We start from the raw sequence: 15146 nt of genomic DNA, 5'->3' as shown, positions 1-15146 counted from the left end.
ATGCGAGCTAATCATCAGGATGACACCGTGCGGACGCGACGACCACTGCCACCGGCGGCATTGCCGACGGCGCTGTCGATCGTCGCCTGTGCGATTCTGGGGCTCTGGCTGATGTTCGGCTGGGGCGGCCCCAGCGTGGTTCGCCTCGTCGATTCGGTCGGCCTGGCGGTATTCGCGGTGTATGCCGCGGTCTGCGCCGTCGCGGCGGCGCGATCCGCCCACGGGCGTCAACGCAAGACGTGGGCGATCATGGCCGCTGGGCTCACGGCGTGGGCGGGCGGCGAACTGACCTGGGCCTTCTATGAGCTGGTGTTGGGACGTAGTCCCTATCCCTCGCCAGCCGATGTGCTCTACGTTGCGGCGTCCCTACTCATCCTCACCGCGATGGTGCAATTCCCCCGCGCGCAAAGTGCTCATTCACGCCTCCGAAACGTCGTGGACGCACTCATCGTCGCCGTGGCACTCCTGGCCCTCATGTGGGTCCTCCTGCTGGACGGCCTCTACGAGGCGAATCGCGGCGACGCGATCGCCCTTACGCTGGCTCTCCTTTATCCCCTGCTCGATATCGCCATGATCGTGGTCGCGGTACTCAACGCGTCGGCCTCGCGACGAGGACAGCGCATCGTGCTGTTGTTGCTCGCTGCGGCCGCGGCCCTGATGGCCCTGTCCGACATGGTGTTTGCCTACTTGAACGTCACCGACGACTACGCCACCGGCGCACTCGTCGACGTCGGCTGGGCAGTCTCCCTGACACTCTTCGGCGCCGCGGCGTTGCTCAGCAGACAACCCGCGTCGACGCCACCACTGGGTCGCGACGATGTGCCGACCTGGGCGTCGGTCTGGGTGCCCTATGCGCCACTGTTGATCGCCGGAACCGTCGGGCCGGCGGCTGTCCTGACGGGCCCGCTGCAAATCGGGGTGCCGATACTGATGGTTCTGGTGGTAGTCCGCCAGTCGCTGTCGGCGTGGCAGAACAAGCGCCTGCTGGAGGCCGCGGCCGAGCGGGCCCTGCGGGATCCGCTGACAGGACTGGCCAACGGGCCATTGTTCTTCGACCGATTGACGCACGCCATGGCGCTGCGGGGCCGCGATGGCCGCTCGGTGGCGGTGGTGTCACTCGACCTCGACGATTTCAAGCTGGTCAACGACACCCTGGGCCACCACGCTGCCGACAGTCTGCTTGCCGCAACCGGCGAGCGCATCGCTGAGTGCATTCGTCCCGGCGACACCGCAGCACGCATCGACGGCGATGCGTTCGCTCTTCTCCTCGAAGACCGCACCGAGAATTCCCACGCCATCGCCGCTCGGCGTCTCCTGGACGCATTCCGAAGACCGTTCGTGGTCGACGGTCAGGACATGTTCATCCATCCCAGTATCGGCACCGCGGTCGCGTCACCCACCGAGCCCGACGTAGACGCCGCACTGTTGCTTCGTCGCGCCGACTCCGCAATGCGCACCGCCAAGCACTCACGGTCGGTGCAGGTGTGCGTGTTCGATACCGCCACGATGACCTCACCGCGCGAGTCGCCCGAGCGTCTCGCAGCTGCCCCCGTCCCCCGCCCGAGCGAGGGTGCCGCGCGGATCCGTCTGCTCGGTGAGCTGCGCCAAGACATCGACCGACGCGCCCTTCAGGTCGTCTACCAACCCAAGATCGACCTGGGCACCGGGCACCTCGCCGGTGTGGAAGCCCTGCTGCGGTGGCCCCACGCCCACCTCGGCACGCTGCACCCCGACACCTTCCTGCCTTTGGTGCGACAGCACGGTCTCATGCGCCCGGTGACCGACCTGGTCATCGCCCAGTCTCTCGACGATGTCGCCCGCTGGGCCCGCCAGGGCATCCGGCTGCCGGTGGCCATCAACCTCTTCGCGCCGTCGCTACGGGACACCGACCTGCCTGACACGTTGTGCGCCGCACTTCAGCAGCGCGGCCTGACACCGGAGCTGTTGACGGTGGAGATCACCGAGGACCTGGTGCTCTCCGAAGTCAGCACGGTCACCACCGTCCTGCAGCGACTGCGCCAGCTCGGCATCCGCATCGCGATCGACGACTTCGGCAGTGGATACTCCGCGCTGTCATACCTGCGTGACCTGCCCATCGACGAGATCAAACTGGACCGGCATTTCATCGCCCACGTCACCACCAATCCCAAAGCCGCGGCCGTGGTCGAGGCCGTCATCAACCTGACCCACACCCTCGACATCACCGTGGTCGCCGAAGGTGTCGAAGACGCGGAAACGGCGACCTGGCTCACCGACCATCGGTGCGACGTCGCCCAGGGTTATCTCTACGGCAGACCCACGACCGCAGACGACATCCCCGGTTTCATCGACGTGCCGAGCGCCACCCACATCGCTGTGCAGAGCAGAAGCTGAGCCGCAGCGGCCTATCGCGCCAGCTGGACGATCGCGTTCCAGTACCGATCGCGTTGAGCCTCGGGCACGACGGGAGCGAACCCGACGGCGAGCGTTTCGATCTGCCGCATGTCCTGCGAATCGGCGTACAACTGAGCCGACCCGGTGCTCGGGAAGACCAGGAGCCGAAACCTGTCGGTGACGACCGCTTGGGTGCAGCCGGCCTCAGCGCAGTTGACGTCGGTGGCCTCGACGGGGTGATCCGCGTCGAAGCCCTCGCGCTGCAGCGCACTGACGATCTGCTCGGCGGTGCGCGACACGAGCGGCACGGCGGCTGACTGTGCCGTCGAATCGGACGACGGTGCCGCGGGCGTCGAGCAGGCACCCAAGCAGAGAGCCACCCCGGTCAGCGTGGCGGCCAGCACGGCGATCCCCCTGCGTGTCACGGTGTGCGCACCGTCAGCTCGACCAGCGGCAGGTCGGTGCCCGGCGGATCGACCCGCCCGTCGAGACTGTGCTCGATGACGCCCTTCAGCGACGCCCAGGCCCTCGGGTGGCGGGCGACGTAGTCGCTGAGCGCCCGGTCCGCCTCACTCGGCGCCAATCTGCGGGCTACGGCAGGTGCCGACGAGAGTCGACCGGTGGAGATACGAACCTGAGGCTGGGCCATGACGTTTCGGAACCACTGCGCCGACTCCCCAAAACCCGAGGCGACGAGATACGTGTCCGGCGCGGGATGCCCGAGTACCTCGAGCACGACTTGGCGTGGCTGGCCGGACTTGCGACCGATGTGCTCGAGCAGCACCATGCGTGAACCGAGAATTCGACCGAGACCCGCCTTGTACAGCGCGATCGGCGCTCGCGCCAGGGCCGGGGTGCGCAGAAACACCTCGCCGAGCTTGGACATCGGGGCCGTCACCCATCGCGAGAATGCGCCGGTCGCCATGATCACCGCCCTCGACTCTCGTTGTTTGCGCCTGCCCTTCCGTCATAGCCCCGCGCCACCTACTCCCGCAAGCGACCGTGCTTGAGGCCACGCCGTCCGGGAACCACCGAGCGTCGTCGCCACGCCCGACCGATCGACCGGCGAGACCGTCATGTCCGCCCGCATCGAATGCGTTCCGGCGAGCTGGGTACCTAGCCACACATGGCTCTGGTCCTGGCTTTCGGTGTGGTCCTGCTCATCAGTGTGTCGTTGTCGGGTCTGGCCGCACGCACCGTGCTGTCCACGGCGTTGATGTTCCTCATCGCCGGTGCGCTGCTGGGCCCCGGCGGATTCGGTGTCGACAACATCCATGCCGACGACCCGATCGTGAACGCACTGGCCGATCTCGCGCTGTTCACCGTGTTGTTCACCGACGGTCAGCGGGCGAATTTGCCCGCCTTGCGCGAGAACTGGCGGCTGTCGGGCCGGGCACTGGGGCTCGGGATGCCCCTGACCATGATCGGCATCGCGGTTCCGGCCCATTTCCTGCTCGGCTTGGACTGGGTCACCGCGTTCCTCATCGGCGCGGTGCTGTCCCCCACCGACCCGGTGTTCGCCTCGGCGCTGGTGGGTCGTTCCGACGTGCCGCTGCGGCTACGGCGGCTGCTCAACGTCGAGTCCGGCCTCAACGACGGGCTGGCGCTGCCCGTGGTGCTGATACTGCTGGCCACGGCGCGGCACGCCGACACCCATCCCCTCGATGTCGCGGGCGAACTTGCTCTCGGCCTGGTGGTCGGAGCCGTCATCGCCGGCGCGGTGGCGCTGCTGTGGCGGTTGCGCCTGTTCACCGCCGAACCACGCCTGCAGCCGTTGGGGCCCACGGCGGTCGCGGTCGTGGTCTACGCGACGTGCCACCTCACCCACGCCAACCCCTACCTGGCGGCGTTCGCGGCCGGTTCGACGCTGGCGACGCTCGACCACGTGGCCGCCGAGAACTTCGAATCGTTCGGTGATCTGGTCTCGGAGTTGACGAAGTTCGCCGCCCTGCTGGTGTTCGGCGCGCTGATCACCCCGGAGCGTCTGGCGAGCCTGACCTGGGTGCAGTGGTTGTTACCGGTCATCGCGATCCTGTTGGTGCGGCCGGCGGCGCTGTTGCTGTCGCTGCTGTGGACGCGGTTGCCGGCCCGGGAACGGCTCACCGCGGCATGGTTCGGCCCCAAAGGTTTCGCGTCGGTGGTGTACGGGCTGCTCGTCCTGCAGTCCGGCATCCCCGAAAGTGAGGCGGTCTTCGACATCGTCGCGGCCACCATCGCCCTGTCGATCGTGCTGCATTCCACCACCGACGTTCCCGTCGCGAAGCTGCTGCGCGTCGAGCCGCCCGACGACCTGCCCAACCCCGCTCCGACCGGGGCGCATCGACCGGAGCAGCCACGACCCGACTAGGAAGGAGCGTCCATGTTCCACGAACTGTTCGATGGCTGGCAAACCCCGGTGTTCACGGTGGCGAAGTCGCTGGCGCTCTTCCTGACTGCCGCGGTCGCATTCCGGTTCGCCCAGCGCCGGACCATCGCCGAGTTCACCCCGTTCGACTGGGTGACCGCGGTGGCCGTGGGAGCGATCGTCGGCCGCGTCGCCACTGCGGCCGACACCTCGTGGTCGACCGGCGCGGCCGCACTGGTGACGCTGCTCGTCGCGCACGGGCTGACGGCTCGGCTGCGCTTCTTCGGCTGGTTCAGACGCCTCGTCGATCCGCCGGTGCGGGTGTTGGTCCGCGACGGGGCGGTCGATAGCGCGAACCTGAAGCGTGCGGGCATCACCCGCAGCGATCTCGATGCCATCCTGCGCCAGCACGGGTACCGGGACCCCGCGGACGTCGAACTCGCACTGTACGAAGCGAAGGGGTCGGTGTCGGTGTTCGCGCGGCACAACCGAACCGGCGACGACGCCGGGCCGGCTCAGCCGGAGCCGGGGTCGCTGCGGTAGCGCTCGGCGTCGGCGGACAGCGTCATGCCGTGCCCGGGGCGCTCACGCTGCACCACCATCGCGCCGCCGTCGACCGGCGCCACTCCGTCGAGCAGCGTCGGCTCGAGCCGTACGTGGTCGTTGAACCACTCCACATGACGCAGGTTCGGCACCGCGGCAGCCACCGGGGCGTGCAGTGCCGGCGCGCAGTGGGCGGAGACATCCAGATTGTGCGCCGAGGCGATCGAGGCCATCTGCAGGAAGCCCGTATAACCGCCGCACCGGGTCGCGTCCACCTGCAGACAGTCCACCGCGCCGGTCAGGCGTTCGGCGTCGTAGGGCGTGCTGATGTACTCACCCGCCGCGACGTCACAACGCAGGCCCGAGCGGGCCAGTGCAAGGCCTTCGAGGTCGTCACTGCTGACCGGTTCCTCGAACCACCGCACATCCCAGCGCTCCAGTTCGGTCCCGACCCGGATCGCCTCGCCACCGCGGTAGGCACCGTTGGCGTCGACCATCAACTCGGCGTCGTCTCCGGCCAACTCCCGGAACCGCGCCACCCGGTCGATGTCCCAGCCCGGGCGGACACCGCGGTCACGCCCGATCTTGATCTTCATGGCACGGCACCCGGCGCCCTTCCACGCCGCCACGTCCCGAGCCAGCTCAGCGTCGTCGGAGCTGACGAATCCACCCGAGCCGTAGACCGGCACGCTGTCGCGACACACGCCAAGCAGCCCTGCCAACGGAACGTCGAGCAACGTCGCCTTGAGATCCCACAGCGCGACATCCACGGCGCTGATCGCCTGCATCGCCAGCCCACCGATGCCGAAGTTGCGGCTCTTGGCTTGCATCGCCGCCCGGGCGGCGGTGACATCATGAGCCGCGCGGCCGTGAAGCAGGGGGATGAAGTGCGAGGAGATGACCGCGGCCGCCGCCGGACTGCTGTAGGTCCAGCCCAATCCTGTTGCGTCTCCGGCGTGCACCCGCACCGTGACGGCGGTGGTGGCGTCCCATTCGAGAGTGCCGTCGGCTTCCGGACCCGGCGTGGGGAAGCGGAATGCGTCGACCTGCACGTGGTCGATGGTCGGACCACGCGACGTCATCGTGTTTGGCGTCACGGGCGCCTCCGCACCGCCGCCCAACCGGCGGCGAGCACACCCACCCCGGACAGACCTGCCAGCACAGGGCCAGTTTTCGCAAGCTTCCGCCGCGGGCCGTGCTGCTGGCCGGCCCTGCTGTCGGAGGACGGCAGAGCTGCGGCGAGTACCTGCGCGGTGTGCACCGGTGTGCGGCTGCCGTCGAGATGGCTGATCTGCGTTCGGCAGCTGAAGCCGTCGGCCACGATGGTCTTGTCCGGTGCAGCGCTGCGCACCGCAGGCATCAGCTTGTCCTCGGCGCAGGCCACCGACACGTCGTAGTGCCCCTTCTCGAAACCGAAATTGCCCGCCAGGCCGCAACACCCGGCATCGAGAAGCTCGCCGTCCACCCCGGCCGTTCCGAGGGCGTCGACGTCGGCGCCGGTACCGAGGATCGCGTGCTGATGGCAGTGCGGTTGCACCAGCGCCGACCCGGCCTGGTGGTTGTCTCCCGGCCGCCAGTCGGGCGCCCGCTCACGCAACACCTCGCCCAGCGTGCGGGTCAGCGACGCCAGCCGGTGCACGTCTTCGTCCCCGTGCAGCAATTCGGGCAGATCAGCACGGAATACCGCAGCGCAGCTGGGCTCCAGGACCACCACGGGGATGCGCTCGCGCAGAGCCGGCTTCAGCACCTCCAGGGTTCGGCGGGCGACATGCTTGGCGGCGTCGAGCTGACCGGTCGAGATCCACGTCAGCCCGCAGCAGACCGCCTGTCCCGGGACGCGCACCTCGAACCCGGCGTCCTCGAGAACGGCCAGCGCGGCACGGGCGATGTCGGTGTCGAAATTGTTGGTGAAGGTGTCCGGCCACAGGACGACGGGGCCGCGGGTGGCGGTCTGTGGCCGGTCAACGCGCCTCGCGAACCACGAGGTGAACCGCCGGTGGGCGAACCGGGGAATGTCGCGGTGTCCGTCGATACCTCCGGCCCGCTTGAGCAACGTCTGCACACCGGGGGTATGGGTGAACATGTTGATCGGTCGCGGCGCGATCATCGCCACCCGCGACAGCAGCGGCAGCCAGCCCATCGAGTAATGCGCCAGCGGCCGCAGCCTCCCCTTGTAGTGGTGGGAGAGGAATTCGGCCTTGTACGTCGCCATGTCCACGTTGACCGGGCAGTCGCTGCGGCAGCCCTTGCAGGCCAGGCACAGATCGAGAGCGTCGCGCACCTCGGTGGACTGCCAACCGTCGGTGATGACGTCGCCTTCGAGCATCTCGAACAGCAGGCGGGCCCGGCCCCGGGTGGAGTGCTCCTCCTCTCCGGTGGCCCGATAGCTCGGACACATCACCCCGGTCTCGTCGCCTCGGCACTTGCCGACACCGACGCAGCGGTCGGCCGCAATGCTGAACCGATGATCGTCGTCGGGGTAGGCGAAATGCGTCGCAGGCTCGGCGGGCCGGTAGTCCGCGCCCCACCGCAGATTCTCGTCCAACCCGTTCGGGAAGACCACTTTCCCCGGGTTCATCCGGTTGGTCGGGTCGAAGATCCGTTTGAGCTCCTCGAACGCCGCGACCACGCGCTCACCGAACATGATCGACAGCAGCTCGCCGCGCGCCTGCCCGTCACCGTGTTCCCCCGACAGTGAACCACCATATTCGGCGACCAGATGTGCTGCCGCCGTGACGAATTCACGGAAGCGTTCGATTCCTGCAGCTGATTTCAGATCGAACGGGATTCGGGTGTGGATACATCCGTGTCCGAAATGTCCATACTGCGAGGCGCCCTGGTATCCGAACCGATCGAGGAGATCGCCGAAGTCACGCAGATAGTCACCGACCCGGTCGGGCGGTACCGCGGCGTCCTCCCAGCCCGGGTGGGTGTCGGGCCCGCCCGGCGGGTGGGCGGTGGCACCGAGGCCGCCCTCACGAGCGGCCCACACCCGCTTCTGGTCGGCCGGGTCACGGATGACCTTGGCGTGGTGGGTCAGACCGTCGCGGCGCAGATGGTCCACCATGGCCTCGGCGGATCCGGCGGCGTCGTCGACATCGTCACCGTTGAACTGCACCAACAGCCAGGCACGGCCCTCCGGTAGCTCGTCGAGGGCGCCTTGGGCCATGTGCTGGCTGTGTTCGAGCTCGGTGAGCCGATAGTCCATTCCCTCCAACGCGGCCGGGTCGTGTTGCAGCACAGCGGGTACCGCGTCGGCGGCGGACTCGATGTCGGGAAAGCCGAGCAGCGCCGCCACATGCGCCTTGGGCACCCGCACCAGGCCGATCTCGACCCGCAGCACGGTGACCAGGGTGCTCTCGCTGCCGACGAGAAGCTTGGCGATGTCGAAGCCTGACTCCGGCAGCAGCGAATCGAGGTTGTATCCGGAGACGCGGCGCGGGATGTCGGGATAGCGGGCGCGCACCTCGTCGGCGTAGTGGTCGCGCAGTCGGCGCAGGGCCCGATAGATCTCGCTGCGGCGGTCACCTTCGGCGACGATGCGTGCGTATTCGTCGTCGTCGGTGGGGCCCACCCACATGCGGACCCCGTCGTAGGTCAGCACTTCCATGCGCCGGATGGAGTCGACCATCTTCCCGTACGCCTGTGCGGTCGACCCGCACGAATTGTTGCCGATCATCCCGCCGATGGTGCAGCTGACGTGGGTGGCCGGCTTCGGCCCGACCATCCATCCCGATTCGGCCAGTGCGTCGTTGAGTTCGTCCAGCTTGATGCCGGGCTCGACGGTGGCCACGCCCGCCTCCGCGTCGACCGACAGCACACGGGTGCAGTACTTGCTCCAGTCCAGCACTACCGCGACGTTGCACGTCTCCCCCGCCAGACTGGTGCCACCGCCTCTCGAGAACACCGGAACGTGGCGGTCGTGACAGACCGCTATCGCGTTGGCGGCGGCCTCGGGCGTGCGTGGGACGACGACGCCGAGGGGAATCTGGCGGTAGTTGGAGGCATCGGTGGAGTAGGTGGCCCTGGCGCCCAGATCGAATCTGACCTCACCGTCCACAGCTTTGCGCAAAGCCTTTTTCAGCTCGTCGAGCTGTTGCTGTGGGTTTGCTGAATGTTCTACGGCTGTCATCGGCGGCGTTCTCCTTGCTCGAGTTTCGCGGCCTTTGCCTCGGGTACCCGCGCCACAGGCAAAGGCGGCACGCCGGATGGTGTGCCCAGGACGGAGAAGGAGAAACATGGCTACCGATGTTGCCGATTTCGTGCTGAAGCGCTTGCGGGAGTGGGACGTTGAGCAGGTCTTCACCTATCCGGGTGACGGAATCAACGGCCTTGTCGCGGCTTTCGGCCGTTCGGACAACCAGCCGCGGTTCGTGCAGGCCCGTCATGAGGAGATGGCCGCGTTCCAGGCCACCGGGTACGCCAAGTTCTCCGGACGGGTCGGGGTGTGCATGGCGACGTCCGGACCGGGCGCGATCCACCTGCTCAACGGTCTCTACGACGCCAAATTGGATCATGTCCCGGTGGTCGCGATCGTCGGTCAGACCGAACGCAGCGCGATGGGCGGCAGCTACCAGCAGGAAGTGGATCTGCAGGCGTTGTACAAGGACGTCGCAAGCGAATACCTGGTCGAGGTCAACGTGTCCAGTCAGCTGCCCAACGCACTGGATCGGGCCATGCGCACCGCGATCACACGGCGCGCCCCCACGGCGCTCATCATCCCGTCGGATCTGCAGGAGGAGCCCTACGAGCCCCCCTCACACGCCTTCAAACAGGTGCCCTCGAGTGATCCGAGCATCGTCAGTCCGATGCTGGCTCCGCGACCGGACCAGGTGAGCCAGGCCGCCGAAATCCTCAACGCCGGTGAGAAGGTGGCGATCCTGGTCGGACAGGGCGCCCGTGGGGCCGCCGACCAGGTCCGCCAGGTCGCCGAGATCACCGGCGCCGGTGTCGCCAAAGCCCTTCTCGGCAAGGACGTGCTGCCCGACGACATCCCCTATGTCACCGGGGCGATCGGGTTGCTCGGCACCCGGCCCAGCTACGAGATGATGATGGACTGCGACACGCTGCTGATCGTCGGCTCGAACTTCCCCTACACCCAGTTCATGCCGAAGTTCGGTCAGGCGCGCGCGATTCACATCGACATCGACGGCACGTTGATCGGGATGCGCTACCCGACCGAGCTCAACATGGTCGCCGACGCCGCCACCGCTCTCGACGCGCTGATCCCGCTGCTGCAGCGCAAGCAGGACCGGTCCTGGCAGGAGAAGATCGAGAAGAACGTGACGCGGTGGTGGGGCACCATGGAGCGCCAGGCGATGCTGTCGGCCAAGCCGGTGAATCCGATGCGGATCGCCTGGGAGTTGTCCGAGCGGCTGCCGTCCAATGCCATCGTGACCGCCGACTCCGGGTCGTCGACGAACTGGTATGCCCGCATGCTCAAGTTCAAGGAAGGCATGCGCGGGTCACTGTCAGGGACGCTGGCCACCATGGGGCCCGGCGTGCCGTACGCGATCGGGGCCAAGTTCGCCCATCCGGACCGTCCCGTGATCGCCCTGGTCGGCGACGGCGCGATGCAGATGAACGGATTGGCCGAGTTGCTGACGATCCGGCGCTACGCCGAACTGTGGCCGGACAAGCGCCTGATCGTGTGCGTGTTTCACAACAACGACCTCAACCAGGTGACCTGGGAGTTGCGGGCCATGGGCGGGGCACCCAAGTTCGAGGAGTCGCAGAGCCTGCCGGATGTGTCCTACGCCGACGTGGCACGGGCGATGGGGTTGCATGCGGTGGCCGTCGACACCGAGGACGGGGTCGGCCCGGCCTGGGATGAGGCGCTGGGCGCCGACCGGCCGGTGCTGCTCGACATCCGCTGCGATCCCGAGGTGCCGCCGATCCCGCCGCATGCGACCTTCGAACAGGCCAAGGAACTCACCGAGTCCATCCTCAAGGGTGATCCGAACGCCTTCCACCTGATGATGCAGGGCGCCAAGACCAAAGCCCAGGAATTCGTGCCGCATCGCAGTTGACGACGGGGGTGGCGCCGGGGCCGGCCTCGGCGCCACTGCGAACGTCCCGGACCGCCCGTCGGGGCGGTTTCGAACCTGCGAAGAGCCGAGAAGCGAAAGCGCGTCGATCAGCGACAGACCGGAAAACGAACGATCCGGTCGCGCCTGGCGATCCTCTCGTCGACCAGTTCCTTTATCCGCCAGACTATTTCGTTCAGTACACCGCAGTGGCCGCCGGATACTTCGCCACACGCACGGTCGCGCTTCGCGATATGGTTTCGGTCACATCGGTTGAGCGCCCAGCCCGAAGCTGTTGCGGCGCCGAGCTGCCCTCCGTGAGCGCCCCACTACCGATTGGTGAACCATGAGCATCGGCCGCCGAACCGCCAGTCCCCTCGGATATGTCGTCGAGTGCCGCGGCGCCTGGGTCAGAGCACAGATCCGGAGCGTCGCCACGATCGTCACGGTCACCGGATGTGTCGAGGGCACCAACGTGCAACTCGTCGCCGACTACGTCGGCCGGTTCACCACGTTGGACACCCCACTTATCGTGGACTTACAAGAGGCCGGCTCCGGTCAGCGCAGATCGGTGGACCGGTTGGTCACGGAGTTCGCGAAGCGCTGCAACGAACGAAACATCGACTGGGTGCTGGTCGCCGGGGTCGGGACCGAGTCTCTGTCCGACCTCGAGTCGGTGCAGCGCGCAGCTTCGGTGGCTGACGCCCTCGAGCACTTCGTCCGGGTCATCTCTGCGCGTCGACGCCTGCCGCTGCATAGGCTGCGCACCGCGCCACCGCCGGAATCCGGGTTGACGCCGCTGCGGACAGGGTCATGACACCCGAATTCGACCGCGCGGCGCCCGACGCGAACTCAGCGACCGACGAGGACGCGCGCCGGCAGGAAGACATCGCCCGCTGCCACAGGCAGGCAGTTGCGGCGTTCGGCGTGTACGACTCGCTCATCACACCGCCCACGTCTTCTCATCCGTTTCGGTACAGCGGTCCGTCGACGGAAACGGGTCTCCCAAGACCTGCACGGACTACGGGGCCCCGCTGAGGCAGGCCTACCTCGCCGCGACAGGGCCGGAGCCACTCAACGCGGACCGCACACACCAGGAATACCAAAGACGCGAGTTGGTGCGCCAGGCAGCGACCTGCGAAAAGGCTGAGTGCGGGGTGTTGCGACCGAGGAGAAAGAGGTGGTGGTCCCGGCTGGGTTCGAACCAGCGACCTTCCGCGTGTGAGGCGGACGCTCTCCCACTGAGCTACGAGACCGAGAATTCGACGAGTCGAACGAGGCAGAAGACTAACACGCAACGCGGTGCGCCCGAGAATCCGCTGGTTGGCACGCCTACACCGCCGTAAGTCGATATCGTCGGATCATGAAACTGGTGGTCGCCGCAGCAGCGGTGGGCGCTATCGGTTGCCTCGGCCTCCCAACTGCCGGCGCGGACGTCGTCAGCTTCACCTCACCGAGCGGGAACATCGGCTGCATCCTCGCCGACGGCACAGTGCGTTGCGACGTCGCCGAGCGGGACTGGGCACCTCCCCCGCGACCGCCCCGCTGCCCGGATTTCACCGACTACGGCCAAGGCATCACCCTCGGAACCACCGGGCGGGCGAGCTTCGTCTGCGCCGGTGACACCACCTTGGGCAGCGGCCCCGCCCTGCCGTACGGGCAGTTCGAAGCCGGAGGCGGTGTGAGTTGCACCAGCGAGTCCTCGGGCATGCGGTGCTCGAACTCGGATGGCCACGGGTTCACCATCTCCCGGCAGGACTACACGCTGTTTTGATCTGCCGCGGCACCCGGTGAGCAAGGGATTTGTGCCCGCGTAAGTGCGTGGACTATCGTTGCGCTTCGCAACGGGCGACGATCTCGCTCGTAGCGTGCGGATGTAGCGCAGTTGGTAGCGCATCACCTTGCCAAGGTGAGGGTCGCGGGTTCGAATCCCGTCATCCGCTCGAAGGTGCAGTGGCATCAACCCCAGCGGTGGAGTGGCCGAGTGGTGAGGCAACGGCCTGCAAAGCCGTGCACACGGGTTCGATTCCCGTCTCCACCTCCAAGGTGTTTCCCGGCGCGATTAGCTCAGCGGGAGAGCGCTTCCCTGACACGGAAGAGGTCACTGGTTCAATCCCAGTATCGCGCACCAGAGTTTTGCGAGGTCAGGCCCGGTTTATACCGGGCCCTCGTCGTTTCCGCGCAATAAACGCGCAACAGGCGGGCCGGTGGAGAGCATTACGCCGGGAGAATCAGATGACACTCTCAGCCGAGCAGTGGTACGCGGAGTGCCCTATGTGCCGCGTAGAGGCCCTAGAAGTCCAGTGCCCGATATGCGATGCCAGCCCCGGCCAGCCGTGCGAGGACGCGATCGGCGGTTGGGTGCAGCGCACCGAGCGGCCGCACCTGTACCGCATCGCGGTCGCCCAGGAGGTGACGATGAGCGTCGCAGAGGTGAAGTTGCCGGCCGGCGTGTCCGCAGACGCGTGGTCATCTGACGCCGAGCCGTGTCGCGTCATCTGGGGCAGCACACAGGCAGTGACCGTGGGCCGACCCTCCAATGAAGGACTAACCACCGTCAGTGTGTACACCCACGCCGTGCAAAGGGCCGACGGCCACCTGTCGTATGACCCGAGTGACGGCGGCCCGGGTGTCTCCATCGACACCCACTACCGGGACGAAGACTGGGCCAGGGACACGGGGGTGACGGTCAGCAGCGACGAAGCACGCGACCTGGCTGCTGCGCTGCTCGCCGCCGCCGAAGAGGTCGACGGGTGTGCAGATCGATGAACACAGCAACCATCACCAAGCCGCTCATACGTCCAGCACCCGAACCCGGACCCGACAAATTCTTCGATCGTGACACCTACGCAGCCGTGACCGCCGGCGAGATCGTCGCCGAGGTGCTGCGGCTGTCGTACTGGGACCCGCGCGACGGTGACAATGCCGTTGAGGTCGACTACGAGGTACGCGTGGTGCATGCTTCCCCTATGAGAGGGGGTTAGGCTCGAATTCTCCCTCAGTGCGGCCCGGCCCGGTAAATCCAAATTCTTGGACTATCGCCCCCGGGGCGAACCGCTGTCCGCCTCCTGTCGATTTGCTCATTTCTCTTCAGCGGTTAAGCGAACGGGCGTAAAGTTGGCTAACTCCTTCTTGGACTGGGGATGGGGACCGGGGGGTCTACGTGAGGCTCGGAGGCGCCGCAGCACTGGCGGTGATCACAGCGATCACCGCAGCACCAGTAGCGCCCGCCGACCAATACGACTACGTCATTGCGCTCGACAATCAGGGCATCTACTACGAATCAATCTCAGACATCATCGACATCGGCAAGCTCGCCTGCTCGAATCTCCGCTCGGGCACGCCGCAATATGCCGGCAGCGTGGCGACCTCAGCCGGATACTCAAGCAGCGAGGTCGGGATCATAATCCTCGCCGCAACGAACAACATGTGCCCCGACCAGATCCCGACATTGCGGGCCTACGTTCAATCCGCGTTTCCGCCGAGCCCCGGCGTCTGACTATGGGTCGTGCTACCCCCTAGTCGTCGAAAAGCGTTGCCGGGGCGCACTTGCTATTCGTCGGTAGTTAGATGCGGTCCGACTTGGCGAGGTTGCAGCGACGACACAGAATCTGAAGATTGCGCTCCGAGTCTGCTCCACCCTTTGACTTAGGAATAATGCTGTCGTACTCGAGGTACTCGGTGCTGCCGCAATCGACGCAGCGACCCCCGTCCCGTTGCCATACTTCAGCTTTGACGTGCTGCGGAATCGGCGCACGCGCATTACCACCCGCACGATTAGGCAAAAGCATCCGACGGTCCACCCTCAGCGCGGTGTCAATGACGGTCGCCGCCCATTCAGGGTTGCGTCCAGCAGAGTG

General features: G+C 66.9%; 14 protein-coding genes and 4 tRNA genes. 12 read left to right on the top strand and 6 right to left on the bottom strand.

Going from position 1 to position 15146, the window contains the following annotated elements:
- Positions 1-27: 27 nt before the first annotated feature.
- On the top strand, positions 28-2373 hold the full coding sequence (locus J3476_RS17035) for a bifunctional diguanylate cyclase/phosphodiesterase (RefSeq protein WP_286183248.1): 2346 nt from the start codon (positions 28-30) through the stop codon (positions 2371-2373).
- An 11-nt stretch (positions 2374-2384) separates the two neighbouring features.
- Here the strand turns inward: J3476_RS17035 and J3476_RS17030 are convergent, their stop codons facing one another.
- Complete coding sequence (locus J3476_RS17030) at positions 2385-2798, bottom strand: hypothetical protein (RefSeq protein WP_207067587.1); 414 nt, start codon at positions 2796-2798, stop codon at positions 2385-2387.
- Positions 2795-3298 (bottom strand): nitroreductase family deazaflavin-dependent oxidoreductase, encoded by a 504-nt coding sequence (locus J3476_RS17025; RefSeq protein ID WP_373889087.1) that lies wholly within the window; start codon positions 3296-3298, stop codon positions 2795-2797. Before J3476_RS17025 ends, J3476_RS17030 begins: the two co-directional genes overlap by 4 nt.
- A gap of 201 nt (positions 3299-3499) precedes the next feature.
- On the opposite strand from J3476_RS17025, the gene J3476_RS17020 reads away from it, so the two are divergent.
- Positions 3500-4720, top strand: a complete 1221-nt coding sequence (locus J3476_RS17020) for a sodium:proton antiporter (protein ID WP_207067586.1) — start codon at positions 3500-3502, stop codon at positions 4718-4720.
- A 12-nt stretch (positions 4721-4732) separates the two neighbouring features.
- Positions 4733-5260 (top strand): DUF421 domain-containing protein, encoded by a 528-nt coding sequence (locus J3476_RS17015; RefSeq protein WP_207067585.1) that lies wholly within the window; start codon positions 4733-4735, stop codon positions 5258-5260.
- Here the strand turns inward: J3476_RS17015 and J3476_RS17010 are convergent.
- Together J3476_RS17010 and J3476_RS17005 are read right to left on the bottom strand one after the other, a co-directional pair.
- Positions 5233-6342 carry an enolase C-terminal domain-like protein gene (locus tag J3476_RS17010; RefSeq protein ID WP_207067626.1) on the bottom strand — a complete coding sequence of 370 codons (1110 nt, stop codon included), beginning with the start codon at positions 6340-6342 and terminating at the stop codon, positions 5233-5235. The genes J3476_RS17015 and J3476_RS17010 overlap by 28 nt on opposite strands.
- Positions 6343-6353: 11 nt before the next feature.
- Positions 6354-9392 (bottom strand): FAD-binding and (Fe-S)-binding domain-containing protein, encoded by a 3039-nt coding sequence (locus J3476_RS17005; protein ID WP_207067584.1) that lies wholly within the window; start codon positions 9390-9392, stop codon positions 6354-6356.
- A 106-nt stretch (positions 9393-9498) separates the two neighbouring features.
- On the opposite strand from J3476_RS17005, the gene J3476_RS17000 reads away from it, so the two are divergent.
- Together J3476_RS17000 and J3476_RS16995 are read left to right on the top strand one after the other, a co-directional pair.
- Positions 9499-11289: a thiamine pyrophosphate-requiring protein gene (locus J3476_RS17000; RefSeq protein ID WP_207067583.1), complete on the top strand. Its 1791-nt coding sequence runs from the start codon at positions 9499-9501 to the stop codon at positions 11287-11289.
- A gap of 343 nt (positions 11290-11632) precedes the next feature.
- The gene (locus tag J3476_RS16995) at positions 11633-12103 is read left to right on the top strand and encodes a hypothetical protein (protein WP_207067582.1); all 471 of its coding nucleotides are present in this window, start codon (positions 11633-11635) and stop codon (positions 12101-12103) included.
- Positions 12104-12467: 364 nt separating this feature from the next.
- Here the strand turns inward: J3476_RS16995 and J3476_RS16990 are convergent.
- Positions 12468-12542, bottom strand: a tRNA-Val gene (locus J3476_RS16990).
- Between the two features lie 107 nt (positions 12543-12649).
- Here J3476_RS16990 and J3476_RS16985 point away from each other — a divergent pair.
- The 7 genes from J3476_RS16985 to J3476_RS16955 all read left to right on the top strand — a co-directional run bounded on the left by J3476_RS16985 (position 12650) and on the right by J3476_RS16955 (position 14785).
- Complete coding sequence (locus tag J3476_RS16985; protein ID WP_207067581.1) at positions 12650-13060, top strand: DUF6636 domain-containing protein; 411 nt, start codon at positions 12650-12652, stop codon at positions 13058-13060.
- 96 nt (positions 13061-13156) lie between these two features.
- Positions 13157-13229 (top strand) — tRNA-Gly (locus tag J3476_RS16980).
- Positions 13230-13256: 27 nt separating this feature from the next.
- Positions 13257-13330: transfer RNA gene (locus tag J3476_RS16975), tRNA-Cys, on the top strand.
- A 12-nt stretch (positions 13331-13342) separates the two neighbouring features.
- Positions 13343-13417, top strand: a tRNA-Val gene (locus tag J3476_RS16970).
- A gap of 104 nt (positions 13418-13521) precedes the next feature.
- Positions 13522-14055, top strand: a complete 534-nt coding sequence (locus tag J3476_RS16965; RefSeq protein ID WP_207067580.1) for a hypothetical protein — start codon at positions 13522-13524, stop codon at positions 14053-14055.
- On the top strand, positions 14052-14270 hold the full coding sequence (locus tag J3476_RS16960) for a hypothetical protein (protein WP_207067579.1): 219 nt from the start codon (positions 14052-14054) through the stop codon (positions 14268-14270). The genes J3476_RS16965 and J3476_RS16960 overlap by 4 nt, the downstream gene beginning before the upstream one ends.
- Positions 14271-14479: 209 nt before the next feature.
- A complete protein-coding gene (locus tag J3476_RS16955; RefSeq protein ID WP_207067578.1) occupies positions 14480-14785 on the top strand; it encodes a DUF732 domain-containing protein in 306 nt (101 codons plus the stop codon).
- A gap of 67 nt (positions 14786-14852) precedes the next feature.
- On the opposite strand, the gene J3476_RS16950 is transcribed toward J3476_RS16955, so the two are convergent.
- Positions 14853-15146 (bottom strand): HNH endonuclease (locus tag J3476_RS16950; protein WP_207067577.1); only part of this gene is annotated, 294 nt, incomplete at its 5' end.

Origin of the sequence: Mycobacterium sp. PO1 (assembly GCF_017312405.1) — a bacterium.
In the GTDB taxonomy this organism is placed as follows: domain Bacteria; phylum Actinomycetota; class Actinomycetes; order Mycobacteriales; family Mycobacteriaceae; genus Mycobacterium.
The sequence above is the reverse complement of the archived record's forward strand: the minus strand, read 5'-3'. Positions and strand labels throughout refer to the sequence as shown.

What these genes read in the sequence shown, in the direction of transcription:
- J3476_RS17025 (WP_373889087.1), bottom strand. Translation starts at nt 3,298, where the DNA reads ATGGCGACCGGCGCATTCTCGCGATGGGTGACGGCCCCGATGTCCAAG.
- J3476_RS17020 (WP_207067586.1), top strand. Translation starts at nt 3,500, where the DNA reads ATGGCTCTGGTCCTGGCTTTCGGTGTGGTCCTGCTCATCAGTGTGTCG.
- J3476_RS17015 (WP_207067585.1), top strand. Translation starts at nt 4,733, where the DNA reads ATGTTCCACGAACTGTTCGATGGCTGGCAAACCCCGGTGTTCACGGTG.
- J3476_RS17010 (WP_207067626.1), bottom strand. Translation starts at nt 6,342, where the DNA reads ATGACGTCGCGTGGTCCGACCATCGACCACGTGCAGGTCGACGCATTC.
- J3476_RS17005 (WP_207067584.1), bottom strand. Translation starts at nt 9,392, where the DNA reads ATGACAGCCGTAGAACATTCAGCAAACCCACAGCAACAGCTCGACGAG.
- J3476_RS17000 (WP_207067583.1), top strand. Translation starts at nt 9,499, where the DNA reads ATGGCTACCGATGTTGCCGATTTCGTGCTGAAGCGCTTGCGGGAGTGG.
- J3476_RS16995 (WP_207067582.1), top strand. Translation starts at nt 11,633, where the DNA reads ATGAGCATCGGCCGCCGAACCGCCAGTCCCCTCGGATATGTCGTCGAG.
- J3476_RS16985 (WP_207067581.1), top strand. Translation starts at nt 12,650, where the DNA reads ATGAAACTGGTGGTCGCCGCAGCAGCGGTGGGCGCTATCGGTTGCCTC.
- J3476_RS16965 (WP_207067580.1), top strand. Translation starts at nt 13,522, where the DNA reads ATGACACTCTCAGCCGAGCAGTGGTACGCGGAGTGCCCTATGTGCCGC.
- J3476_RS16960 (WP_207067579.1), top strand. Translation starts at nt 14,052, where the DNA reads ATGAACACAGCAACCATCACCAAGCCGCTCATACGTCCAGCACCCGAA.